Origin of the sequence: Nocardia lasii (assembly GCF_042658545.1) — a bacterium.
Classification (GTDB): domain Bacteria; phylum Actinomycetota; class Actinomycetes; order Mycobacteriales; family Mycobacteriaceae; genus Nocardia; species Nocardia lasii.
The window spans coordinates 574,439-598,129 of record NZ_JBHSQN010000002.1 but is presented as its reverse complement, the minus strand read 5'-3'; the positions used below and the strand labels follow the sequence as shown (position 1 = coordinate 598,129).

At 69.8% G+C, this 23,691-nt stretch carries 25 protein-coding genes and 1 pseudogene; 11 read left to right on the top strand and 15 right to left on the bottom strand.

The annotated features are described in order from the left end of the window. Nucleotides 1–56: 56 nt before the first annotated feature. Nucleotides 57–1,046, bottom strand: coding sequence for an LLM class flavin-dependent oxidoreductase (locus tag ACFP3H_RS06470; protein ID WP_378600949.1), 990 nt, complete (start codon nucleotides 1,044–1,046; stop codon nucleotides 57–59). A 287-nt stretch (nucleotides 1,047–1,333) separates the two neighbouring features. Here ACFP3H_RS06470 and ACFP3H_RS06465 point away from each other — a divergent pair, with 287 nt between their 5' ends. Beyond that, nucleotides 1,334–2,338, top strand: a complete 1,005-nt coding sequence (locus tag ACFP3H_RS06465) for a hypothetical protein (protein ID WP_378600946.1) — start codon at nucleotides 1,334–1,336, stop codon at nucleotides 2,336–2,338. A gap of 67 nt (nucleotides 2,339–2,405) precedes the next feature. Here the strand turns inward: ACFP3H_RS06465 and ACFP3H_RS06460 are convergent, their stop codons facing one another. Both ACFP3H_RS06460 and ACFP3H_RS06455 read right to left on the bottom strand, forming a co-directional pair. Continuing rightward, nucleotides 2,406–3,350, bottom strand: coding sequence for a class I SAM-dependent methyltransferase (locus ACFP3H_RS06460; RefSeq protein WP_378600943.1), 945 nt, complete (start codon nucleotides 3,348–3,350; stop codon nucleotides 2,406–2,408). A 39-nt stretch (nucleotides 3,351–3,389) separates the two neighbouring features. Then, nucleotides 3,390–4,832 (bottom strand): MDR family MFS transporter, encoded by a 1,443-nt coding sequence (locus ACFP3H_RS06455; RefSeq protein ID WP_378600940.1) that lies wholly within the window; start codon nucleotides 4,830–4,832, stop codon nucleotides 3,390–3,392. Nucleotides 4,833–5,080: 248 nt separating this feature from the next. Here ACFP3H_RS06455 and ACFP3H_RS06450 point away from each other — a divergent pair. After that, nucleotides 5,081–5,297 (top strand): annotated as a pseudogene (locus ACFP3H_RS06450) (response regulator transcription factor); the annotation flags it as partial. A 68-nt stretch (nucleotides 5,298–5,365) separates the two neighbouring features. On the opposite strand, the gene ACFP3H_RS06445 reads toward ACFP3H_RS06450, so the two are convergent. Then, complete coding sequence (locus tag ACFP3H_RS06445) at nucleotides 5,366–5,512, bottom strand: hypothetical protein (RefSeq protein WP_378600937.1); 147 nt, start codon at nucleotides 5,510–5,512, stop codon at nucleotides 5,366–5,368. A 251-nt stretch (nucleotides 5,513–5,763) separates the two neighbouring features. Here ACFP3H_RS06445 and ACFP3H_RS06440 point away from each other — a divergent pair, with 251 nt between their 5' ends. Further along, nucleotides 5,764–6,054 (top strand): hypothetical protein, encoded by a 291-nt coding sequence (locus ACFP3H_RS06440; protein ID WP_174551054.1) that lies wholly within the window; start codon nucleotides 5,764–5,766, stop codon nucleotides 6,052–6,054. Between the two features lie 79 nt (nucleotides 6,055–6,133). On the opposite strand, the gene ACFP3H_RS06435 is transcribed toward ACFP3H_RS06440, so the two are convergent. The 7 genes from ACFP3H_RS06435 to ACFP3H_RS06405 all read right to left on the bottom strand — a co-directional run bounded on the left by ACFP3H_RS06435 (nucleotide 6,134) and on the right by ACFP3H_RS06405 (nucleotide 14,473). Further along, on the bottom strand, nucleotides 6,134–7,384 hold the full coding sequence (locus ACFP3H_RS06435; protein WP_378600934.1) for a serine hydrolase: 1,251 nt from the start codon (nucleotides 7,382–7,384) through the stop codon (nucleotides 6,134–6,136). A 176-nt stretch (nucleotides 7,385–7,560) separates the two neighbouring features. After that, entirely contained in the window at nucleotides 7,561–10,293 is a 2,733-nt protein-coding gene (locus tag ACFP3H_RS06430; protein ID WP_378600931.1) for a fumarate reductase/succinate dehydrogenase flavoprotein subunit, read from the bottom strand. Beyond that, entirely contained in the window at nucleotides 10,290–11,033 is a 744-nt protein-coding gene (locus tag ACFP3H_RS06425) for an ABC transporter ATP-binding protein (protein ID WP_378600928.1), read from the bottom strand. The genes ACFP3H_RS06430 and ACFP3H_RS06425 overlap by 4 nt, the downstream gene beginning before the upstream one ends. Next, nucleotides 11,030–12,025 (bottom strand): ABC transporter permease, encoded by a 996-nt coding sequence (locus tag ACFP3H_RS06420; RefSeq protein ID WP_378600925.1) that lies wholly within the window; start codon nucleotides 12,023–12,025, stop codon nucleotides 11,030–11,032. Before ACFP3H_RS06420 ends, ACFP3H_RS06425 begins: the two co-directional genes overlap by 4 nt. Further along, nucleotides 12,022–13,449, bottom strand: coding sequence for an ABC transporter substrate-binding protein (locus ACFP3H_RS06415; protein ID WP_378600921.1), 1,428 nt, complete (start codon nucleotides 13,447–13,449; stop codon nucleotides 12,022–12,024). Before ACFP3H_RS06415 ends, ACFP3H_RS06420 begins: the two co-directional genes overlap by 4 nt. Before the next feature lie 20 nt (nucleotides 13,450–13,469). Continuing rightward, nucleotides 13,470–13,697, bottom strand: coding sequence for a 4Fe-4S dicluster domain-containing protein (locus ACFP3H_RS06410; RefSeq protein ID WP_019046727.1), 228 nt, complete (start codon nucleotides 13,695–13,697; stop codon nucleotides 13,470–13,472). Continuing rightward, entirely contained in the window at nucleotides 13,697–14,473 is a 777-nt protein-coding gene (locus tag ACFP3H_RS06405; protein ID WP_378600917.1) for a GntR family transcriptional regulator, read from the bottom strand. Before ACFP3H_RS06405 ends, ACFP3H_RS06410 begins: the two co-directional genes overlap by 1 nt. A 66-nt stretch (nucleotides 14,474–14,539) precedes the next feature. Between ACFP3H_RS06405 and ACFP3H_RS06400 the strand changes: the two genes are divergently transcribed. Next, a complete protein-coding gene (locus tag ACFP3H_RS06400; protein ID WP_378600914.1) occupies nucleotides 14,540–14,680 on the top strand; it encodes a hypothetical protein in 141 nt (46 codons plus the stop codon). Here ACFP3H_RS06400 and ACFP3H_RS06395 read toward each other — a convergent pair. Next, nucleotides 14,661–15,335 (bottom strand): PaaI family thioesterase, encoded by a 675-nt coding sequence (locus ACFP3H_RS06395; protein ID WP_378600911.1) that lies wholly within the window; start codon nucleotides 15,333–15,335, stop codon nucleotides 14,661–14,663. The two genes, ACFP3H_RS06400 and ACFP3H_RS06395, sit on opposite strands and share 20 nt — an antisense overlap. A gap of 158 nt (nucleotides 15,336–15,493) precedes the next feature. On the opposite strand from ACFP3H_RS06395, the gene ACFP3H_RS06390 reads away from it, so the two are divergent. The 4 genes from ACFP3H_RS06390 (at nucleotide 15,494) to ACFP3H_RS06375 (ending at nucleotide 17,991) form a co-directional block, all read left to right on the top strand. Next, nucleotides 15,494–16,147, top strand: a complete 654-nt coding sequence (locus tag ACFP3H_RS06390; protein WP_378600908.1) for an HAD family hydrolase — start codon at nucleotides 15,494–15,496, stop codon at nucleotides 16,145–16,147. Nucleotides 16,148–16,279: 132 nt separating this feature from the next. After that, nucleotides 16,280–16,753 (top strand): hypothetical protein, encoded by a 474-nt coding sequence (locus tag ACFP3H_RS06385; RefSeq protein WP_378600905.1) that lies wholly within the window; start codon nucleotides 16,280–16,282, stop codon nucleotides 16,751–16,753. A gap of 72 nt (nucleotides 16,754–16,825) precedes the next feature. Next, a complete protein-coding gene (locus tag ACFP3H_RS06380) occupies nucleotides 16,826–17,035 on the top strand; it encodes a hypothetical protein (protein ID WP_378600902.1) in 210 nt (69 codons plus the stop codon). A gap of 83 nt (nucleotides 17,036–17,118) precedes the next feature. After that, nucleotides 17,119–17,991, top strand: a complete 873-nt coding sequence (locus tag ACFP3H_RS06375) for an ADP-ribosylglycohydrolase family protein (RefSeq protein ID WP_378600899.1) — start codon at nucleotides 17,119–17,121, stop codon at nucleotides 17,989–17,991. 13 nt (nucleotides 17,992–18,004) lie between these two features. On the opposite strand, the gene ACFP3H_RS06370 is transcribed toward ACFP3H_RS06375, so the two are convergent. Further along, nucleotides 18,005–18,265, bottom strand: a complete 261-nt coding sequence (locus tag ACFP3H_RS06370) for a hypothetical protein (protein ID WP_378600897.1) — start codon at nucleotides 18,263–18,265, stop codon at nucleotides 18,005–18,007. A gap of 69 nt (nucleotides 18,266–18,334) precedes the next feature. After that, a complete protein-coding gene (locus tag ACFP3H_RS06365; RefSeq protein WP_378600895.1) occupies nucleotides 18,335–19,342 on the bottom strand; it encodes a YeiH family protein in 1,008 nt (335 codons plus the stop codon). A 117-nt stretch (nucleotides 19,343–19,459) separates the two neighbouring features. Here ACFP3H_RS06365 and ACFP3H_RS06360 point away from each other — a divergent pair, with 117 nt between their 5' ends. From ACFP3H_RS06360 to ACFP3H_RS06350, 3 genes are all read left to right on the top strand, one after another. Continuing rightward, entirely contained in the window at nucleotides 19,460–20,050 is a 591-nt protein-coding gene (locus ACFP3H_RS06360; RefSeq protein WP_378600893.1) for a YdcF family protein, read from the top strand. A gap of 14 nt (nucleotides 20,051–20,064) precedes the next feature. Next, complete coding sequence (locus ACFP3H_RS06355; protein ID WP_378600891.1) at nucleotides 20,065–21,033, top strand: LysR family transcriptional regulator; 969 nt, start codon at nucleotides 20,065–20,067, stop codon at nucleotides 21,031–21,033. A gap of 65 nt (nucleotides 21,034–21,098) precedes the next feature. Further along, nucleotides 21,099–21,926 (top strand): IclR family transcriptional regulator, encoded by an 828-nt coding sequence (locus ACFP3H_RS06350; protein WP_378600888.1) that lies wholly within the window; start codon nucleotides 21,099–21,101, stop codon nucleotides 21,924–21,926. Here the strand turns inward: ACFP3H_RS06350 and ACFP3H_RS06345 are convergent. Beyond that, on the bottom strand, nucleotides 21,923–23,599 hold the full coding sequence (locus ACFP3H_RS06345; RefSeq protein WP_378600885.1) for an FAD-binding dehydrogenase: 1,677 nt from the start codon (nucleotides 23,597–23,599) through the stop codon (nucleotides 21,923–21,925). The two genes, ACFP3H_RS06350 and ACFP3H_RS06345, sit on opposite strands and share 4 nt — an antisense overlap. Nucleotides 23,600–23,691 lie beyond the last annotated feature (92 nt).

Sequence of the window (23,691 nt, the reverse complement as noted above, 5' to 3'; positions counted from 1 at the left end):
TCGGGTCGTCCCGCGTTCAGCCGCGTAGCCGGCGCGTCGATCGGGCTCGGTGTCCTTCAGCCGTTGATCGCCGCGCGGGTGAGTTCCAGTGAGTGGATGCGCGCGTCGAGGTCGTAGACGAGGGTGTTGAGCATGAGTTCGTCCGCGGCGGTGGCGTCGAGCAGGTGTGCCGCCTGCTCGCGCACCGTGTCCGGCGAACCCTGTAGCTGACCCGCTCGCCGCTGCGCCGCGAAGTGGCGTTCGGCGTCGGTGCCGGGGAACCCCGCGGCCTGTTCGGGAGTGGCGATGGCCTGCGGGCGGCCCGAGCGCAGATTGGCGAAGGCCAGGTCGCGCGGTGCGGCGAGCCGGTCGGCCTCGGCGTCGGTGTCGGCGCAGATCGCCGAGGCGGCCACGATCGTGTACGGCTCGGCCAGGGCCTGCGACGGCCGGAAGTTCTCCCGATACAGCGACAGCGCCGCCACCGTGTTGTCCGGCGCGATGTGGTGCGCGAACGCGAACGGCAACCCCAGCACGGCCGCCACCTGCGCGCTGTACCCGCTGGAACCGAGCAACCACACCTCCGGTTCCGCGCCCCGCCCCGGACTCGCCACGATGCCGCTGGGGTCGGCGCCGCGGAAGAACCCGATCAGCGCCGTGAGCTCCTGCGGGAACTCGTCCCCGCCCAGGCCCTGCGCACTGCGCCGCAGTGCCCGCGCGGTGACCGGATCGGTGCCCGGCGCCCGCCCGATGCCCAGGTCGATCCGGCCGGGATGCAGCGCCTCGAGCGTGCCGAACTGTTCGGCCACCACCAGCGGGGGATGGTTGGGCAGCATCACCCCGCCCGACCCGACCCGGATCTTCGCGGTCGACGCCGCCAGATGGGCCAGCACCACCGCCGGGGCCGCGCTCGCGATGCCGGGCATATTGTGGTGCTCGGCCACCCAGAATCGGTGAAATCCCAGCTCCTCGGCGCGCTGGGCGAAGCGGGTCGTGGCCTGCAACGCGTCACCCGCTGTCGCGTCGGACTGCACCGGTGCCAGATCGAGCACCGACAACGTGACGCTCATGAGCCTCCTCGAGTGTGTAGTACCCCTGTCGAAGCCAACCCGCGTCGCCGCGCCGGTATTTCCCGGCCTCGTTCGACGTGACCCCGGCCACGGTAGCGACAAACGCGGCCTCGACCGCCCATACCGGTCGGTCGCGTGTCGCCGCGCGCGGGCGCCGCCGTGGTCGTTTGCTGGAAAGCCGCTGGCAGACAAGCGTTTTCTGTCATACCCCCTCGGTATCGTTCGAGGTGTCACACAACGCGCCCGCCACTCGAGGTGGTCGGGCGGTGCGAGAACGGGGGCACGATATGAGTGACGAGACACGCGGCGATCTGCGGCCGCCCCGCCAGCACGGCACCACCTGGCGGGAATCGGAATATCGGGTACTGGCCGACGACCTGCGCGCGGGCACCGACCTGGCCCGTACGGCGGTCACCCTCGGCCGGACCGAATCGGCGGTGCGCTCGGCGCTGCGCCACTTCGTGCCGCCCGAGGAACGGGTGTCGACCGGCGATCGGGAACGGTGGATCCGCGCGCGGATCGTGGCCGAACCGGACTGGAACTGGTGGGCCGTCGTCGTCGACAATCACCGGCGAGTCCGCAGCGGCCTGTGGTTCACCCGCCACGAGCACTGCGCCCGCATCGGCTGGCGCCGCCGCACCCCCATGCCCGCGCTGGCCCAGGAGCTGGCCACCTCGGAGCTCTCGGTCGCCGAACTGTTGCGCGCACTGGGCCTGGTGGACAGCATCGAGGAGGCCGCCGACCGCCTCGGCGCCACCCCGGGCCTCGCGCTGGCCAAACGCGTCACCGCCCGCCGCGACGACGCCGTCGGCGCACGCTGGATCCTCGTGGTCGACGGCGCCGCGGGCACCACCCGCACCCGCAACGCACCCGTGCGCCGCCAGCTCTCCCTGCACGAGTCCCGCGCCGACGCCGAAGCTGAACGCGACCGAATCCTGTCCTGGCACAACAGAATCGGACCCGTCGACCCGGACGAGCAGGTCTGGTGGACCATCGCCGAACGCGGCATCGGCGCCACCGTCGGCCACACCCGCGCAGGCACCAACGACCCCACCGCCACCGGTGGCCGCATCCGCGCCGAAGCCCTCACCGTCGGCGACATCATCCGCGTTCCCGTCCCCGACGGCGGCCACCTCCAAGACCGCATCACCGCGATCACCCAACCCGCCGCGGGGGCCGCGATCGTCGTCGACCTCGCCCCGGTCGCGAACTCCCGCGTCCGCCGCGTCGTCGAATTCGACCCCGACGAAATCGTCGATGTGGTGCACAGATCGGAGGAACGCGCGAGCTAGCACGTCGGACGGCCGGGCACCGTCGCGCACGACACTCGCCGGGCGTACGAGATCGCCGCTGCCTGGTCTACGCCGGCGTGTCCGGGCGTCGGATCGCGCGGATCACCCCGGTCCGCAGGGGGAAGTCGAACTCGCCCGTGGCGGTCTCCGGCCTCGCGCGCAGGTAGTCCAGGATCCGGGCGAGCACCTCGGCGCGTTCGCGCTCGGAGATCACCACGGTGTGCGAGTGGGTGCCGATGGCCGTGGTCAGTGAGGCGGCGCTCCGGCGCTGAGTGTGGTCGAACTCGGCGGACTCGAAGGGCTCGAACAGCGGGTGCGCGGGCAGGGTGTCGCCGCCCGTCGCCGACGGGAACGACGCCGAGGTCCGCGAGACCCGGTGCAGCCCCGCCACCCAGTCGACCCGGTGGTCGTCGTTGTTCCAGAACGCGGCGAACACCCCACCGGGCCGCAGCACCCGCGCGATCTCAGGAAAAGCCAGCGCCTGGTCGAACCAGTGGAACGCCTGCCCCGCGACCACCGCGTCCACCGCCCCGTCCGCCAGCGGAATCGCCTCCGCCGCCCCGGACAACGCCGTCACCCCCGGATACCGCCGCTCGAACTCGCCGCGCATCGCGTCGTCGGGCTCCACAGCGATCACCCGCACGCCCGCCTCGAGCAACCCGCCGCTGAGCTTGCCCGTCCCCGCACCCAGATCCAGCACCACCAGCTCGTAATCGACCGCGTCAGGTCTCGGCACCGCCAGCTCGTTGTCGGCCGGGTCCGAGTCCAGCGCCACCGGCTCGGCGCCTGCCGCGACCGGTTCGAGTACCACCGGATCGTCGCGCGCCGCACCCAGATCCAGCACCACCGGATTGTCGCCTGCCGCAACCGGTTCCAGCGCCCACCGGATTCCCGCCTGCGGGTAGTCGGGCCGGTGTTCCGCGTAGATCGCGGCCTGTGTCCCGAACGATCCGGCCCGGCGCGCCCGCGTCTCGGCCGCGCCCTGATCTCCCGAACCCCACATTCCCGCCATGCGGTCACGCTAGCGGCGGCGCACGGCGGTGGCCATCGATCAGGTCGCGGTGGTTCTATCGTCGGCGACCGAGTCGTGATGGTCGGCGCGGCCCGGCATCGTGGCGGCGGCGATCAGCATGATCACGGCCATCGCCAGCATGGCCAGGAACACCAGGTGGATGCCGTGGGCGAGTTCGCCTGCGGTGGGGTGGTCGGGGTTGCGGATTCCGGCGTTGACGATGGCGCCGAAGACCGCGACGCCCACCGCGCTGCCCAGCGAGCGCGCGAACATGTTCGCGGAGGTGACCACCCCGCGTTCGTGCCACGGCGCGCTCGCCTGCGCGGCGATCAGGGTCGGCGAGGCCACCAAACCCATGCCCGCGCCGATCAGGAAGCACGACGCCGCGACCTGCCAGACACCGGCCTGCGGTCCGATCCACAGTGTCGTCGCGCACCCCACCGTCACGAGCGCGCCACCGATCACGGCGGTGACGCGAAACCCACACCGCAGGTACAGCTTTCCCGACAGCGTCGCGGCCAGCGGCCAACCCAGCGAGAGCCCGCCCACGGTGAGTCCGGCGATCAGCGCGCTCGTCCCGAGCACGCCCTGCGCGAAAGTCGGCACATACGAGGTCAATCCGAGCACGACGGCGCCGACGATCAGCGACACCGTGCTGCTCGCGATCACCACCCGGCGGGTGAAGATCCACAGCGGCAGAATGGGATTGGCCGAGCGCGCCTGCGTCACCGTGAACGCCACCAGCACCGCCAGGCTGCCCGCGAACAACACCAGCGACACCGGCGAGGTCCACGCCCACGCCTGCCCACCCTCGAGCAGGGCCAGGATCAGCCCGCCCGCGCCGACGGTGAGCAGCACCGCGCCGAGATAGTCGATCCGCTGCGTGCCGCGCACCGCCGATTCGGTGAAGTGGCGCACCAGCATCCAGCCCGCCACCGCGCACAGCGGCAGGTTGATCAGGAAGATCCACCGCCAGCTCAGATGGTCGGCGAACACCCCGCCGAGCAGCGGCCCCAGCACCGCCGAACTGGCCCACACGCCCGCCAGATAGCCCTGCACCCTGGCCCGTTCGGTGAGCGTGTAGAGATCACCGGCGATCACCATGGTCATCGGCTGGATCGCGCCGGCCCCGATGCCCTGGATCGCGCGAAAGACGATGAGCGCCACCATGCTCGTGGCCAACCCGCACAGCAGCGAACCCAACGCGAAGGCCACGATCCCGAACAGGATCACCGGTTTGCGCCCCACCATGTCGGCGAGCTTGCCGTAGATCGGCACCGTCACCGCCTGCGCCAGCAGGTAGAGGGAGAACAGCCACGGGAACATCGCGAACCCGCCGAGGGAGTCGGTGATGGTGAGGACGGCGGTGGCGATGATGGTCGAGTCGAGCGCGATGAGCCCCGTGGCGAGCATGAGCGAGGCCAGGATCGCCCCGCGCTCGGAACGGAAGCCGACGGCCGGACTCGCGGTACCTGTCGCCACCGACATCCTCTCGTTGCTCCGACGAACAACGTTCAACGTATCGGTGACACGGCATGTCGCGCGTCCCGTTTTCCCCGGGTGTGACGCGATCGGTGCGCGCCGCGGTCGAGCGCCCGGATCGCGTGCCCACGTCCCTCTTTCGGGGGATTGCGCGTGTCACCCGATGTCCTCCCTCGACGGCCTGATCGACGCCGCCGAAGCCGCCGGGGGCGCGGTCACCGTGCACCGCCCCGCCGACCTCGACCTGCCCACCGCCGCCGGATCTGTCCGCGCTCACCGACCGCGAACAGCAGGTGCTGGCCGGACTCGGCGCCGGCCTGTCCAACAGTCAGATCGGCGCCCGCCTGCGCATCGGCGAGGCCACCGTGAAAACCCACGTCTCGCGGGGTGCTGAGCAAGCTCGGGGTCCGCTCCCGGGTCCAGGCCGCCGTGATCGCCGCGCGATCGGGCCTTGACCTGCCCTGATCAGGGTCGAAAACCGACGATGCCCCGGCAACCGTGCGGGCTGCCGGGGCATCGGGTCGGAACGGGGCTCAGCGTGCGGGTTGCGGGTCGGACTGATCCGGACGAATCCGGCGAGATTCAAACCAATAGGTCAGGGAAACGGTCGCATAGGAAGCGACTACCACTGCTGCGATCACCAGAAGAAACGCGACTAACAAGGGAATGAAGAAAGCCATGTGCCCTCCTCGCGGTACGGTAGGTGTGCGATGAAGGTGGTGGTCAGCGCCTCGTCGCGCCGATTTTCGAACGAGCCCCGCACCTCGATACTAGGGCCACGGCGCGACACAGGCACGTCTATGAGACTGTGACTGCGGTCATGGTTTAACCGCAGTGTTGCCCGCATCACCAGATCTGGTTTCTACCGCGTCACGAGTTCTCGACATCGGCGTCATCACGAACAACCGACGAAGGAGCACCGATCGTGAGCATGATCCTGGCCGCAGTGCACGACACCTACGGCATCGTTGTCGCCCAGGTGGGCAATCCCACGCCGGAGGCACCGCCTATGGCCGAGAAGGTGATGCAGCTCGGCCGGTATTTCACCTGGATGATCCTGCTGTCGGGCGTCACGGCCATCACCTACGGCGGCGGTCGTTTCGCCTGGGAGAAGTGGAACGGCGGCGGCCTCCAGTCCCCGAAGATGATCGCCAGCGCCATGGCCGGTGGTGCGGTGGCCACGAGCGCGGGCACGATCATGAACGCGGTCATCGGCGCCTGATTTTTCCGGCCGTGGCGTCGAACGACGCCACGGCCGACGGATTTCCTTGGGAAGCAACAGCTTCGGCGTGATCGGTGGTTCAGACCCGGAAGTGCCGTTCGGTCACCGGGAGCGGGGCCAGGGTTTCGGAGATCCGGGCGACCAGCTGCCACGGCCGATCGAGGTCGGTGGCCGCTTTCCCGCTGGTCAGGATGGCGCCGGAGAGTCCGCGGTCCGGGTCAGCCCAGCCGTACTGGGTGGTCAGGCCGCTGCGACCGAAATGGGCGCCGGTGTCGCGACCGAACTTGGATCGGCGCGCGCCCAGTTCGAAGCCCGCGCGACTGACCCGCCCGGCCAGACCGGGGATCCGGTCGGCCGGTGTGATCGCGGCGCGCAGCGTGTCGGGTTCGATGACCCGGACGCCGTCCAATTCGCCACCGCGCGCGAGGATTTCGTAGAAGCGCGACAGTTCGTAGGCGGTGGTCACCAGGTTGCCCGAGGGCAGTTCGGCGGCGAGGAACGCCGCTTCGGTCGCCTTGGAGGCGTTGTCCATGCGGCCACCGAGGGCCTTGCCCGCCAGGAAGCGCGCGAGTTTCGGTTGCGGCGGACCGGTTTTCACGCTCGGCACGACCTTGTCGACATCGGCCGGGTCGACGCCGAAGTTGGTCCAGCGGAAGCCCAGCGGGGTCAGCACCTGGTCGGCGAGGTGCTCGCGCATGCGCTTGCCGGTGGCCCGCTGCACCAGCAGGCGTTGGATCAACCCGCTGGTCAGGGCGTGGTAGACACGGAAGCGGCCCGGCGGCCAGGTCGGTTTCAGGTCGATGAGTGTGCGCAGTGCCAGGTCCTCGTCGAGGACGGCGGCGGTGCCGCTGTGGGGTGCGGTGATGAACGGGACGCCCGCCGAATGCGAGAGCACATCACCGATGGTGATCACGCCCTTGCGATGGGAGGCGAACTCCGGAATGTAGTCGGCCACCGGATCTTTCAGCGCGAACGCGCCCTGCTCGACGAGCAGCGACATCACCGTGGCGGCGACGCCCTTGGCGGTGGAGAACCCGCAGAACGGCGACTCCGGGGTCACCGGGATCTTCACCGCGTCCGGCCGATCGGCGGGCGCGTTGCCCCAGCCGTGCCCGATCGCCCGATTCAGCACGATGGCGCCGTTGCGCCGCAGACACACCTGAATGGCGGGGGTGGTGCCCAGCGCGTACCACCCGCGCACCGAGGCCCAGATCGCTTCGACCTCGGCGCGGGTGGTTCCGGCGTCGGCCGGTTCGTCCTCGTGGCCGACCGTCGTCACCGCGTCCAGGTCCTCGGTCACGGTCACCAGCGGGGCGAGAAGTGCACTCATCGGGCCAGCCTACCGACGCCGACCTGTGATAATCCTGAGCGCGCTGCCCGCCGACCGGCGGCACAACCGCCCGTCGCGGGGTGACCCGCGGTGCTCCGCGCGCCGCGGAACCGCCACCGGAACCGGTGCCCGAATCCGCGCTGCCGGGTGGCTGCGCGGACTCGGTGGCTCCCCGGTCACGCCTGCGCCAGGGATGCCTCGGCGCGCGCGGGGTCGATCGGGGTGCGGCCGGCGGCGGTCACCGCGCGACGGGCATAGGCCCGCACATCGGCGTCGGGGTCGGTGATCGCCGACTCGAGCGCGTCGAGGGCGGCGGTGCTGTCCGGCCAGGTGGACAGGGCCAGCACCGCGGCCTTGCGCACGTCGAGGTGCCGATCGGTCAGCGCCTCGGTCAGCGGCACCACACCCACCTCGGGAGTCGACCCCGCCAGCCCGCGAGCGGAACCGACGCGGACCTGCCAGGCGGAATGTCGCAGTGCCGCAGTGAGTTCGACGACATCCTCGGCGGCGGTGCCCAACGCGGCGTAGGCGGTGAGGGCGGCGGCGCGAACCAGCGGATCGGGGTCACCGGTGAGCACGCGGATCACCTCGACCCCGCCGGCACCGATCGAGGCCAACCCGTGCGCGACGGCGATGCGCACCTCCCGGTTGACGTCCCCGGCGATCGAGGCCACCGCGTCGGCATCATCGAGCGACACCAGCGCCCGCACCGCCTCGATCCGCACCCGATGGTCGGTATCACCCAGTGCCACCCGGTAATCCGCCGCGTCGCCCGCTCGCAGCGCGCGAAGCAGATCCACGACGGTGGCGCGGACCAGCGGATCGGGGGAGCCCAGATGCTCGGCGAGCGCGCCGGCGCCCGGCACCACCTCCACCAGTTCCCGCAGGCTCTCGGTGGCCGCCCGCCGCACCGAGGCCGCCTCGTCACCCAGCGCCCGCACCAGTTCGTCGGCGAAGCCCTCGGGGGTGTTCTCGGTGAGCACCGACAGCGCCGCCACCCGCACCACCGGGTCGGGATCGGCGAGGTAGCTCGAAAGGTCCTCGACCGCAGGGGAATCCAGGGCGAGCAGCGTGACCAAGCGCGGTGAGGACGGGGTGACCGGGGCGGTGGCGACCCGTGCGGGCGCGTCACGCTGCGGTGCGCGGGTCCCCACCAGTTCGGGTTGCGCGATCACCTCGACGATCGGTTCGGCTGAGGGCACATCGTCGAGTCCGGGAACCGGCACCAGATACGGCGCCACCGACCGCTTCACGAATTCCATGGCCCCGTCGACGGTTTTGCGCAGGTTCAGGTGGAAGTTCCACGACTCGTCGTCGCGCTCGGGGATGTCGGCGCGATCGTGATAGAGCCCCCAGCGCGACTCGGTGCGGGTCAGCGAACTGCGCGACGCCATTTCGGCGCAGTCGCGAATGAACTGCACCTCCACCGCCCGCATGAGTTCGTGCGGGGTGTGCGCGCCGATTCCGTCCACCTCGGCCCGCATCCGCTCGAACGTCTCCACCGCGATCGACAGTTTCGCGGCCGTCTTCGGCGGTGCCACATAGTCGTTCACGAACCGGCGCAGCTTGTACTCGACCTGCGTCTGCGGCGGCCCCTCGGGTTGGCGCAACGGCCGGTAGATCAGTTCGTGGGCCTCGGCGAGCTGGTCGGTGGGCAGCGCGGTCGGGGCGTCGAGCTCGGCCAGTGTCGAGGCCGCGTGGGTGCCGGCGAGATCGCCGTAGACGAACGCGCCGATCATGTAGTTGTGCGGCACGCACGCCAGATCGCCTGCCGCGTACAGGCCGGGCACCGTGGTGCGGGCGTTCTCGTCCACCCACACCCCGGACGCGGAATGTCCGCCGCACAAACCGATTTCGGAGATGTGCATCTCGATATCGTGGGTGCGGTAGTCGTGGCCGCGGTTGGCGTGGAAGGTGCCGCGGGTGGGGCGCTCGGTGGTGTGCAGGATCGATTCCAGCGTCGACAGGGTCTCGTCCGGCAGGTGCGAGACCTTGAGATAGATGGGCCCGCGCGCGGATTCGATCTCCTGCTTCACCTCGGCCATCATCGCCCCCGACCAGTAGTCGGAGTCGACGAACCGCTCACCCTCGGCATTGACCTGGTACCCGCCGAACGGGTTGGCCACATACGCGCAGGCGGGACCGTTGTAGTCCTTGATCAGCGGATTGATCTGGAAGCACTCGATCCCCGACAGCTCCGCACCGGCGTGATAAGCCATCGAGTAGCCGTCGCCCGCGTTGGTCGGATTCTCATAGGTGCCGTACAGGTACCCCGACGCCGGGAGCCCGAGCCGACCACACGGACCGGTCGCCAGAATCACCGCCTTCGCGGCCACCTCGACGAATTCGCCGGTGCGCGTGTTCAATGCGGCCGCGCCCACCGCGCGCCCCTCGTGCGTGAGCACCCGCACCGGCATCAACCGGTTCTCGATCCGGATCTTCTCGCGCATCGTGCGCTGTCGCAGCACGCGATACAGCGCCTTCTTCACGTCCTTGCCCTCGGGCATCGGCAGCACATACGACCCGGACCGGTGCACCCGTCGCACCGCGTACTCGCCGTACTCGTCCTTCTCGAACTTCACGCCGTACCGCTCGAGTCGCTGCACCATCGCGAAACCCCGTGTGGCGGTTTGATACACGGTGCGCTGATCCACGATGCCGTCATTGGCGCGGGTGATCTCGGCGACGTAATCCTCCGGCACGGCCTTGCCGGGAATGACGGCGTTGTTGACCCCGTCCATGCCCATCGCCAGCGCCCCGGAATGGCGCACGTGCGCCTTCTCGAGGAGCAGCACGTTCGCGCCGGACTCGGCGGCGGTGAGCGCGGCCATCGTGCCAGCGGTGCCGCCGCCGATGACGAGCACATCGCAGTCGAGCCGAATACGGTCGGCCAGGTCGGGAATGTTCACAGGGACTCCAGGATTCGGGCCCGGAGCGCGTGCCGGTCGACCGGTTCGCGGGGTTCGGGCACCTCGACGACCGCGCGCAGCGAACCCGCGCCGAGTACGGCGATGCGGTCCCCGAGCAGCAGGGCCTCGTCGAGGTCGTGGGTGACGAAAACGATCGTGGTGGGATGCGCGCGCCAGGTCTCGATGAGCAGGCGCTGCATGTCGGTGCGGGTCTGGCTGTCCAGGGCGCCGAACGGTTCGTCCATGAGCACCGCGCGCGGCGAGCCGGCGAGGCTGCGGGCGAGCTGAACCCGTTGGCGCATCCCGCCGGACAGGTCACGCGGCAGGTAGTCGCCGTAGGCGGTGAGCCCCACCTCGTCGAGCCAGCGCTGTGATTGCGCGGCCCGCTCGCCCCGCGCGACGCCCCGAAGGCGCAGGGCCAGGTCGATATTGGCGCGCGCGGTGCGCCACGGCAGCAGCGCGTCGTCCTGGAACACCAGCGCCCGATCGGCCGAGGGCCCGGTCACGATGTCCGCGTCGGCGCGGATCACCCCGCCCGACGGCTTGCGCAGCCCGGCCAGCGCGCGCAGCAGCGTCGACTTGCCGCAACCGGATTTGCCGACGAGCACGAGGATCTCGCCCGCGGCGACGGTCAGATCGATGTCGCGCACCACAGCTTGGGCGCCGTAGCTGATCCGAACGGATTCGAGATCGAGCCGCATGCCGACCGAGACGGCGGGCGCGGTGGTGGTCGTGGTCATGCGGCGACCTCTCTCGGCAGCCAGCGGGTCACCCGGCGGCCTGCCAGTTCGACGATTCCGGAGGTGAGGAAACCGAGCACCCCGATGGTGATCATCCCGACGAACACCGCCGGGTAGTCGACGATGGTGTAGGACTGCCAGGTGCGATAGCCGATGCCGAGGCGCCCGGAGATCATCTCCGCCGAGATCAGGCAGATCCAGGCCACGCCCATGCCCACCGACAGCCCGCTGAACACCCCGGGCAGGATGCCGGGCATCACGACCCGGGTCAGTACCTCGCGCCGCGAGGCGCCGAGTGTGCGCACGGCGTCCTCCCAGATGGTCGGCAGCGCGCGGGTGGCGTGGCGGGTGCTCACCAGCACCGGGAACAGCGAGGCGGTGAAGGTGATGAACACGATGCCGGATTCGTCGCTGGGGAACAGCAGGATCGCCACCGGCACCAGCGCGATCGCGGGAATCGGGCGGATCAACTCGGCCAGCGGACCGAACACATCGGCCAGCAGACGCGAGCGGCCCAGACCGATCCCGGCCAGCACGCCCACCACCGCCGCCAGCCCGAACCCGGTGACGATCCGCACCAGCGACTGCGCCACGTCGAGGTAGTACTGCCCGGTGCCGAGGTGCTCCCCGAACTCGGCGACGATCTCGGTCACCGTCGGCAGCGTGTCGAAGCGCAACCACAGGCGCAGATCACCCGCGGTGAGCACCTGCCACACGCCGATCGCGGCGGCGACCGAGGCGATCCTGATCGCCCGCGACACCCACACCGATCGGCCGGTCGTGCTCTCGGTGTCGACGGTCTCGGTGGGTGGCGCGGTGAGCTCGGTGCCGTTGCCGAGGGTCGGGTGCGGTGTCGCCTTCGGGAGCGTGGCCTCGGCCGTCGCGACGGTGGAGTTATCGGTTCGGCGCGACCCGGCGGGGTCGTTCTCTGTCAGTTCGATACCGGCAGCCGTGGCTTCGGCCTGGGTGTGTGCCCCGGGAACCGTGCTCATCCGCGGACTTCCGTCACGGCTTGCTCGTACGACACCGCCGCGGCACCCGGGTGGGCGGCGCGGTAACGATCGGCAGCCGCCTGCGTGGTGAACGGCAGGTACCGCGCGCCATCACGCAACCAGATGGCCTTGTCGGCGAACCAGCGCGTGCCCAGTTCGGCATCGGGCACATACACCGCGCGCACCGTCTTGCCCTGCGCCGTCAGCGCCTGGACCGCCCGCAGCAGGCAGCCGGGATTCGCGGCGGGCTGCGGCTTGTCGGCGCCGTCGACCCAGATCTCCCCGGCCAGCGCCGGATCCTGCACGGGCACAGCGCAGATCGGGTCGGTCCCGGTCACCTTGCTCGGATTGGTCTGTGTCGCCAGCGCGGCGTCGTAGTCGGCGCCGGTCTCGGCGAACGCCTTGCGCAGCGGACCGTCCTGCACGAACCCGTCGATATCGAGTTCGGCGAAATCACCGATTGACTTCAGGTAGTTCACGTCGTCGCGGAACGCGGCAATCAGGCTCGCCTTGAGCGTGGTGTCGAAACTGGTTCCGCCCGGACCGTTGTAGAGATACACCACCTCCTGCGGCAATCCCGAACCCTTGGCGACGATATCGGCTGCCTCGAACGGCTTTTCGTTCAGGAACGCCGTCGCGTCCAATTGCGCGGCCAGGAACGCCTGCAATACCTCGGGATGATCGGCGGCGTAGGCGCGCCGGGCGACCACACCGTGGAAGGTCGGCACATTCAATTCGGCACCGTCATACAGCAATTTGGCTTTGTTCTGGTGCACGAGTAGTCCCGGCCACGCCACGAATTGCGACAGTGCGCTCACCTGATGCGATTCCAGCGCGGTCGCGCCCACCTGCGGCTGCTGATTGAGCACCTCGACGCCCTTGGCCGGATCGATCCCGGCCCGCGACAGCGCCTGCACGAGCGTGCCGTGCCCGGCCGACCCCACACTCGCCGAGATCTTCTGGCCCGCGAGGTCGGTCAGCGATCGTGCCGTCGAATCATTCGACACCACAACCATATTGAGCGCGCCCTTGGGGTTGTAGCCGGTGATCGACACCAGTTCTGTGCGGGCCCGCTCGTTGGCCTGGGTGCGAGAACCGTTGATCAGCAACGGATAGTCGCCCATCGAGCCGATATCGATCTTCTCGGCCACCATCTGCGCGGTGATCGGGGCGCCGGTATCGTAGTCCTGCCACTCCACCTGATATTTCGCGCCACCACCGTCGGTGATCTTCCGCAAACGCTGTTCCAGGTAACCCTGCGCTTTGAGCAGGGTGCCCGCGGTGACGGTATTGATGGTCTTGGACTGGTAGCCGATGACGACCTTGACGGTGCCCGCCGGTGCGGCATCGGAACTTTCGAGGGAACAGCCCGTCGCGGCGAGCGCGAGAGCCAGGGCGAGCGGGACGAAACGAGTGATCTTCATACGAAAAATTCCCGGGGGTTTCAGCGAAGCAGATAGGGCATATTGACGGTGACGGCCCCGGTGGGGCAGCGCGCGGCACAGGGTCCGCAATACCAACATTCATCGACGTGCATATAGGCCTTGCCCGAATCCTCGTGAATGGCAAGGGAATCGAGCGGACACATATCCACGCACAGGGTGCACCCGGTGATGCACAACGATTCGTCGATCGTCACCGGGACGTCGGCGCGCTGGGGAACCAATGCCATTACAGGACCTTCCATTCGGGAGCGCTGCGGGTGAGGCTGCCGCGCATGGTGATGCGGTCACCGCGCATGCGGATGTATTCGAGGTCGACGGGCCGGCCGTCGTCGAGGTGGGTGAGGCGTTCGAGCATCAGCAGCGGGGCGCCCGCCGGGGTGTCGAGGGTGGTGGCGGTGTGCGGGTCGGCCGCGACGGCCTCCAACGCGAGCTCCGCGGCACCCAGCGACCGGCCGGTGATCTGTTCGAGCAGGACGAATACATCGGTGGTCTCGAGATCGTGGGTGAGCAGCTCGACGCCGATATCGGGCGCGAGATAGGTGAGGTCCAGGCTCAGCGGCAGATCGGCGAGAAACCGCAGCCGTTCGATGTAGACGACCTCGTCGCCCGGGTCCAGGTCGAGCCTGCGCGCGACGGCCGGGGGAGCGGTGATCGTGGTCGCGGCGCGCACCTCGTTGCGGACGGTGCCGTGCCCCTTGAGGGTCTCCTGGAGGCCGAGCAGGGCGTCGAGGCCGTGGTCGAACTTGCGGGCCGACACCCGGGTGCCGACCTTCGGGGCACGATCGATGAGGCCCTCGTCGCGCAGCAGCGTCAACGCTTCGCGCACGGTGTTGCGGGAGGTGTTGTGCTCGGCGGCGAGTTCCTGCTCGCCGGGCACCGTGCCCGTCACCGCGCCCGCCAGGATCTGGTGGCGCAGGATATCGGCGACCCGGCGCGCCCGATCGGCGCGCTGACCGCGGATCGGGGTGGGCTCCGGGAGCTCTGATTTCTCGCTGACCTGCATGAACAGTGACGATAGCGGCGATTTTCCGACCGCTCGGTCGGCGCTTCGGCTGCCCGAATTCAGCCGATGTTTCTCCGCCGGGTCGCCGTTCGCGCGACCTGCGCGGACGGCACGCTGATCGGCTATTACGCCACCTGGGCGCGGGTGCCCGACATTGCGATCACGTCGATCGCAATGTCGGCGTCGATCACGGTTGGCCGGGATTGAGCACGATGAACAGCCCGTGCGCCTCGGCGCACAGCCGCTCGCCGTCGTGCATCGTCGCCCGCAGATACACCTTGCGACCCTCCACCCGTTCGGCCCACGCGCGCACGGTGAGCTCGCGGTCGAGCGGGGTGATCGAGCGGTAGTCCAGGGTGAGCGAGGCCGTGCGGGTCACCGATTTGGTGGCCAGGGCGGCGGTCATGCCGATGATGTCGTCGAACGCGAGTGCGATGTGCCCGCCGTGCGCGGCGTTGTTGCCACCGAGGTGGAATGTGCGGAAGGTGACCTTCGCGGTCACGCCCTCGCGGCTGCCGCTGACCACCGTGTACGGCGGCAGGGTGATGTTGCCGCGCGCGGGTAGGTCGGTGCGGGTCCAGCTCGGCGAGGACCACTCGTCCACCACGCCCTCGTCGAGGCGGGCATTGAGCTGTTCGAGGGTGGTGATCGCGTCTTTGGCCAGCTCGTCGGACGGGCTGAGCAGTCGCGCCCGGTCCATCAGGGCCCGAACCTGCTCGATCAGTTCGCCCAGATGCGGGCCGCCGGCGGTGATGTCGTTGCCGCGATCCTTGCGGGCCTGGATCAGCTCGGCAACCGGCCGGAATCCGCCTTCGTGATGCTTCTCGTCCGGGAGCGGGGTACCGACCTGTGTTTCGTCCATATGTAACACGTTATCGCTGTCGAGCTGGCTGTTCGCGCCGGGGATCGGTGTCGGGTCCACTAGGCTGGGTGCCGAATACCGAGCAGGTCTCCTACGTACCGGGGCGTCGGCACACCGCTGGTGGTGCCCCTCCGGGTGAGCGGCGAAAGGCTGAACGCATGGGTATCGCGGCGGTTGTGTTCGACATGGATGGCGTGCTGATCGATTCCGAACCCCTCTGGGAAAAGGTCAGACACGATTACGTGGTTCTCAAAGATGGCCGGTGGCAACCGGATTCGCAGAAGAAGATGATGGGGATGAGCACCGTCGAGTGGTCGAGCTACATGGCCGACGATCTCGGGGTCGCCGAACCGGCCGAGCAGGTGGCCTCCGACATCATCGACCTGATGGCCGAGAAGTACGCCCAGCACGTGCCGCTGCTGCCCGGTGCGGTGGAGGCGGTGCGGCGGTGCTCAGGCAGCTGGACGTTGGGATTGGCCAGTTCGTCGCCGGCCACGCTGATCGATCTGGTGCTGGCCAAGGCCGGGCTGATCGACTCGTTCTCGGCGGTGTTGTCCACCGAGGAGGTCGGGCGTGGGAAACCGGCGCCCGATGTGTATCTGACCGTTGCGCAGCGGTTGAGTGTGGATCCGAAAGACTGTACGGCCGTGGAGGATTCGACCAACGGTCTGCTCTCGGCGCATGCGGCCGGGATGCGGTTGATCGCGGCGCCGCGTCCGGAGTTCCCGCCGGTGCCCGATGCGTTGGCGCTGGCCGACGCGGTGATCGACAACCTCGACCAGCTCACCACCCAGGTCGTCACCGGTTCGTAGGCGGCGGGTCGCGGTCGGCGCGGGTGTTGCCGCGCCGACCGCGTTCCCGGCGAACCACCGGGGTGGCCTGCTCGGGCCCGGTTTCCTCGACGCGGCTTTTCGCGTAGGCGGCTCATCCGGCACACTGGCCCGATGGGTGCCCAGCGCGACGATCAGCCCGAGGTCGTAGTCCACCTCGGCGACGGCTCCGACGCCCCACGCCCGGTCGACCCCGCCCGCCCCGGCATCGCCGCCACCGCCCCGGCCCCCGAGCACCCCTTCCTCCTGCTCACCCGCACCCCCACCGACACCATCCAGGCCCGCTACCTCGCCGACGGCACCTACGAAGTCGAACACACCCGCGGCCCCCAACACCGCCACCTGTTCACCACCGACGCCCTGTTCGTCCGCGACATCGTCTGGTCCTGGATCCAACGCGACCCCTGGTGGTCCGACACCGTCGCCTGGACCACCCCCGACCCCGCCGTCGCCGACCTCCACGCCCTCCACACCGAACTCTCCACCCTCCTCGACGGCCTGACCCTCATGGACTCCGCCACCACCGACCTGGACCGAGCCCTCACCCGAGCCGACAACCTCCTCGCCGACTTCGACTTCGACGCCTAGAGCCAACCCGTCCCTCCCGGTCCACCAACCGCGCGTACCCTGTGCTCGACAAATATGAATTACAGTGTCGCCGTGGGGATTACCGAGTACGGTCCAGGTGACGTCGTGTACTTTCCGGCGGGCCCGTTCAGTGGCATCTGCGCGGTCGTCCAGGACGTCGACGTCCGACGTGCGCAGCTGCGAATCGAATTCGGCGAGGGGACCGTGCACCGCGAAGGCAACGTCCTGCGTGAACGGCGACATCGGTTGACGGTCGGATTCGACGAGGTCGAGTTGGTGTAGCTCGGTTGCGGTGCGTGCTGTCGGTGGGCATGATGGCGGGTCGTATGGTGAATTTCGGTCTCGCGTTCGACAGTCTCGAGGGTTTGTCCGTCGGTGATGCGCTCGGTGCGCAGTTCTTCGTTCCCGGTAGTTCGGTTCCCGGTCTGCTCGCCGGACAGCCGCCGGTCGCGCCGTGGCCGTGGACCGACGACACCGAGATGGCGTGTTCGGTCTACGTCGAGATCCGCGATCACGGGGGTGTGGACCGGGATCGTCTCGCCGCTGCCTTCGCCGATCGGTGCGAGCCGTATCGCGGCTATGGTCCCGGCACCGTGGTCGTGCTGCACGAGATTCGGGACGGGCGTCCGTGGGCCGATGCGGCGGGAGCGGTATTCGACGGGCTCGGATCGTGGGGCAATGGTGCGGCGATGCGGGTCGCTCCGCTGGGGGCGTACTTCGCCGATGATCCGGATCGCGCGGCGGCGCAGGCCGCGCTGTCGGCCGAGGTCACCCACCGGCACCCCGAAGCGGTCCTCGCCGCGATGCTCGTCGCGGTGGCCGCCGGGTATGCCGCCGCCACGCGGGGAAAGGATTGCGCGCCAGTCGAACTGCTGGACGCTGTCGAGCCGTATCTGATCGACGGGCGCACCGCGCAGGGGGTTCGCAGGGCGCGCGAACTTCTCGGACGCACCGTCGCCGAGGCGGCCTACGAGCTGGGTAACGGTGCGCGGGTCAGCGCGCACGACACGGTGCCGTTCACCCTGTGGACCGCTGCCACGCACCTCGGGGATTATCCGAGCGCGATCCACGCCTGTGTCGAGGCCGGCGGTGATGTCGACACCACGGCCGCGATCGTCGGCGGCATCGTGGCGGCACATACCGGCATCGGCGACACCGGTCGAACCAGGGGAATTCCGCCGGCGTGGCTCGCCGCGCGCGAGCCACTGCCCGGGTGGATCTCGGAAACCGCGCGCTGACAGCGGCTACGCATCACTCGGCGGGGCCCTCGCACCAGTCGTCGAAGGCGTCGAATTCTGGTTCGTACTGTGGCGGGATCGAGTCTTCGATGGCGTTTTCGATGGGGTCCCAGACGCCGTTGCACCAGTCGGGGGCGGGAGGCCAGGATTCTATGTACTGGACCAGGGGGGAGGGCGGTGGTTCGGCTTCCTCGGCGGCGGCTACGCCCGCGGTGGCCAGGGTCAGGGCCGCGGCGGCGCCCGCGGTCGCGATGATGCGGAAAACGGTGCTCATGACATCCTCCTGTTCGCGTCGAACCAGTGATGTCCAGCAATTTTAGCGCTACCTTTCGCGGGGGATCCGTCAGCACCAGCCGGTCAGGTACATCAGGGCCAGGCTCGTGGCGCCGAGGATCAGGCCGAGGGAGCCGCCCAGCAGGAGGGGGCGCGGGCCCGCGGCGCGCAGGCGGGCGGGGCTCAGGCAGGTGCCGATGGCGGCGAGGACGGCGGCGATGAGCCAGCCACTGGCGGTCGAGAGGGGGTCGGTCAGTTCGGTGGGGACCAGGCCGAGGCCGGCCAGGAAGGACGCGGCCAGGAACAGGATCACGAACAGTGGAACCGACTGCCGCAGGGCGGTTTTCGGCAGGTCGGTATTCTCGGCGAGGTGGCGGCGGCCGAGATGCAGGCCGAGGCACAGCGGGATGATGGCCAGACTGCGCACCATTTTCACGATCACCGCGAATTGCGCCGCCCCGGCACCGAAGACGACACCCGCGGCCAGCACCGACGAGGTGTCGTTGATCGCGGTACCCGCCCACAGCCCGAAAGCCTCCTGCGACAACCCGAGTGCGCGACCCAGCGGCGGATACACCAGCACCGCGGTCACATTGAAGACGAAGATCGTGCACAGCGCGTAGGCGACCCGCTGCTTGTCGGGGCGAAGGACCGCGGTGGCGGCGGCGATCGCGGACGCGCCGCAGATGGTGGTGCCCACCGCGATCAGCGTCGCCGACTCTCGATCCACCGCCAGCATCCGCCCGACGAAGAACGCCGCCACCCCACCGACGAGCAAGGTTCCCAGCAGCACCACCGCGGTCTCGCGCCCCACCGCCACGACCGACCCGAGCGGCAGGCAAAGCCCCAGCAACACGATCGCCACCCCGAGCACCCGCTGCCGGGCCACCTCGAGCCCGGCGCCGAACACCGCACCCGCCGGGTCGCGTCGTCGCAGCACCACGCCCGCCGCCGCGCCCGCGCCCAGCGCCAGCACCGGCGTCCCGACCATCGGCAGCGCCGTGCCGAACGGGGTGGCCGCAGTCGCCAGCGCGGCGGCCAGGGCGAGCCCGGGAGCGAGGGGGTGTACGCGATTCACTTCTTCACTGTTGTCGAGCGGCGACACCCCAGGTAGAGGCCGATTCGCGAGGAGCTCATAAGCGTGGCTTATGGGACTCGACAGGACGACCGGGTGGGTCCGTGGTTTGCTGGAGACGTGCGGAAACGGACTCGGCTCACCCTCGCCGCCGGTCTGAGCGTCCTGCTGTGGGGTGAGTGGACGAACTGGCGCGCCTCGCGCGACGGCGTCGGAACCGGGATGCCCGGCTCGGAGGCCGTCGTCGTCCTCGGCTATCGCGACGCCGGACCGCGCGCCAACGCGATGAACCGCTGGCGGGTGCGCGCCGGACTGCGTTCGATCGACCCGACGGCGCCACGGACCCGGCTGGTGCTGAGCGGCGGAGCCTGCGCGGGCCCGATCCCGGAGGCGGCCCTGATGGCGCGCTACGCCACCGAGGAACGCGGCTACACCGGGGAACTGGTCCTCGAGGAATCGAGCCGATCCACCTGGGAGAACATCGCTTTCGCGATGCCGTTCCTGAAGGACGTCGACCGGATCAAGATCGTCTCGTTGCCCACCCACGCCGAATCGGCCCGCCGCTTCCTCGCCGAGCAGAGCCCGGAACTGGCCGAGAGACTGGTGCGCGCCCGCGACTACCGCTTCGGTGAGTGGCTCCCGCTCAAACCGGTCTTCGCCCTCTACAGCGTCGCCAAGGCGGTCCGGCGCGCACGCGCGCGCACCCGCTGACCGATAATCGGCGCATGCCCCTGCCGCCCGGAACGCCCGACCTGGACGTCCTCGACCTCCTGGTGTCGGTGGCCGAACTGGGCAGCCTCGGCGCCGCCGCCCGCAGGCACGGCATCAGCCAGCCCGCCGCGAGCATGCGGATCAGCGCACTGGAACGTCGCCTGGGCCTCACCCTGCTCGATCGCGCGCCCACCGGCTCCGAACTCACCGACGCGGGCCGCACGGTCCTCGCGCATGCCCGCAGCGTGCTGGCCGCGGTGGACGCCCTGGTCGACGATGTCGCCCGCCTGCGCAGCGCCGACGCCCCGCGCCTGCGCATCGCCGCCTCCAAAACCATTGCCGACCATCGCATTCCGCACTGGCTCGCCGCGCTGCGCACCGATCACCCCGAGGTCGTGGTCGCCCTCGAGGTCGAGAACTCGACCCAGGTCGCGGCCCTGGTGCGCGCGGGCGCGGCCGATCTCGGCTTCGTCGAGGGCCCGCACCCGCCGACGGGTCTGGGCAGCCGGGTGCTCGGCGCCGACGATCTCGTCGTGGTCGTCGCGCCGAATCATCCCTGGGCCCACCGACACTCGCCGGTCACCCTGACCGAACTGGCCGCCACGGCGCTGCTGTGGCGCGAACCGGGTTCGGGCACCCGCGACACCGTCTGGGACCTGCTGTCCACCGCCGCGCCGCCGGCGGGCCCGGCCGCCGAACTCGGCTCGACCGTCGCGATCGTGGCCGCCGCCAGAACCGGCATGGCCCCGGCCGTGCTGAGCCGATTGATCGCCGCGCCCGACCTCGTGACCGGCACCCTGGTGGAGGTCCCGGCGGCCGACGCCGCCCGCCTGACCCGGAAATTCCGGGCGATCTGGCGACGCAACACCCCGCCCGCCGGCACGGGCGAGCTGCTCGTGCGCCGCGCCGCCCGCCTCGAAAACGTCCGCGGGGCGGCGACGATACCCCCGGACCGACCCGGCCAGCCGAGCACCTCACCGTGAAATGGTGCGTAAGTGGAGTTAACAGCTCTAGTCTGTTAGCGCTACGCACTGTGGAGGTTTGATCAATGACGGTCGAGATCGTGACCGAACCGGCGCCGGACGAGATGTGGACCGGAGCCGGCCGGGCGACCGGAGCACCGCCGACATCGATGATCGAGCGGATGACGCTCATCCTCGACGCGTTCGACGCCACCACCCCCACCCTGACCCTGCTCGGGCTCTCCGAACGCACCGGGCTGCCGCGCTCGACCGTGCACCGCATCCTCGACCAGATGATCCGGCTGCGCTGGTTGGCGCACACCCCCGGCGGTTACCGACTCGGCCTGCGGGTTCTCGAACTCGGGGGGCTGGCGGCCGAACAGAACGAACTGCGCGAGGTCGTCGGCCCGCTGCTCTACGAACTGAGCCAGCGCACCGGCATGGTCGGCCACCTGGCCGTGCTCGACGGGCGCGAGGTGCTGTTCCTCGATCGCGCGGGCGGGCGTGGGCGCGCGGTCATCCCGACCAGGGTGGGCGGCAGGCTGCCCGCGCACTGCACGGCCGTGGGCAAGGCGCTGCTGGCCACCCTCGAACCCGGTATCGCGGAGGCCTCGCTGCGCGGCAACGCCGTGGCCCGCACCGCGCGCACCATCGTCAACCGGGCCGAACTGCACCGCGAACTCACCCGCATCCGCAACCGGCAGGGCGTGGCCGTGGACACCGAGGAATCGCTGCCGGGGGTGGGTTGCGTGGCGGTGCCGATCCGGGGTCGCGGGGTCGCGGTGGCCGCGATCTCGCTCTCGGGCACGGTCAAGGGCGAACGCGCCGCCCTCGACACCGCCCGGCTGGCCAGGGCGCTGGCCGAGGTGGCCAAGGAGGCCGCGCGCACCCTGGCCCCCCGGCACGCGCACTAGCTGCGCGCGATCGCCCGCCCGGCCGCGCGACCGGAGAAGATGCAGCCGCCGAGGAAGGTGCCCTCCAGGGCGTTGTAGCCGTGCACGCCGCCGCCGCCGAACCCGGCGACCTCACCGGCGGCGTAGAGCCCGGGGAACACCGTGCCGTCGGGGCGCAGCACCTGCGAGTCGAGGTCGGTTTGCAGGCCGCCCAGGGTCTTTCGGGTGAGCACGTTGAGGCGCACCGCGATCAGCGGGCCGTGCGCGGGGTCGAGGATGCGGTGCGGCTTGACCACGCGGACCTTGTCGCCGGGGAACTTGCGCGCGTTGTTGATCGCGCTGATCTGCGCGTCCTTGGAGTAGCCGTTGGCGACCTCGCGGTCCCTGGCCACGATCTGGCGTTCGAGCGTGGCGGCGTCGAGCTTCGGGCCGCGCGCGATCTCGTTCATGCCGTCGACGAGCTCGGCCAGTGAGTCGGCGACCACGAAATCAACGCCGTGCTGTTTGAACGCCTCCACCGGACCCGGCGCGCCCTTGGCGAGCCTGCTGCGCAGGGTGAACTTCCAGTCCTTGCCGGTGATGTCGGGGTTCTGTTCCGAACCCGAGAGGGCGAACTCCTTCTCGATGATCGACTGGTTGAGTACGAACCAGGAGTAGTCGTGGCCGGTGGACAGGATTCGGCGCATGGTCTCGTTGGTGTCGAAACCGGGGAAACACGGTGCGGGCATGCGGATTCCGTCGGCGTCGAACCACAGCGAGGACGGGCCGGGGATGATCCTGATGGCGTGATCGGGCCAGACCGGATCCCAGTTGTTGATGCCCTCGGTGTAGTGCCACATGCGGTCGCGGTTGACCAGCGACGCTCCGGCCTGCTCGGAGATGCCGAGCATGCGCCCGTCGACGTAGGCGGGCACGCCGGAGATCATCGTCTCCGGGCACGGTCCGAGCCGCTCGGTGGGCCAGTTGCGGCGGATGATGTCGTGCGCGTGGCCGATGCCGCCCGAGCTCACGATCACCGCGGGGGCGTCGAAACCGAACTCGCCCACCACGTCCCGGTTCGACGCCACACCACGATCGGTCTGCGAGGGGGCGAGCACACTGCCGCGCACGCCGGTGACGGCGCCGTCGGTGACGATCAGCTCGTCGACGCGGTGCCGGAACGCGAAGCGCACCAAGCCTTTCGCCTCACCGGCCAGCACCGGTTCGAGGAACACACGCACCACCTCGGGGCCGGTGCCCCAGGTGAGATGGAAGCGGGGCACCGAGTTGCCGTGGCCGTCGGCCAGGCCGCCGCCGCGCTCGGCCCAGCCGACCAGCGGAATGACCCGCAGACCGAGCGCGGTCAGGTAGTCGCGCTTCTCCTCGGTCGCGAACCGCACGTAGGCGCGCGCCCACTCCCGGCCCATCCGGTCCTCGTCGTCGCGGTCGAAACCGGCCGAGCCGAGCCAATCCTGCAGTGCCAGTTCGTAAGAGTCCTTGATGCCCATGCGGCGCTGCTCGGGACTGTTGACGAAGAACAGCCCGCCCAGCGACCAGAACGCCTGTCCGCCGAGGTTGGCGCGGTTCTCCTGATCGAGGATGAGGACCTTGCGCCCGGCCAGGACCAGTTCGTGCGCGGCGACCAGGCCCGCCAGTCCGGCGCCGACGACGATCGCGTCGGGGGTGAAATCTTCGGGGGGCGCGGTGCTCGACATTCCTGGAACGTAGCATTGCTGGGTCGGGGGCCGGGGGCAAGTCCTGGAAAACGCCCTTGACCAGCGATATTACGTTCCCGTGAAAGGGCTGT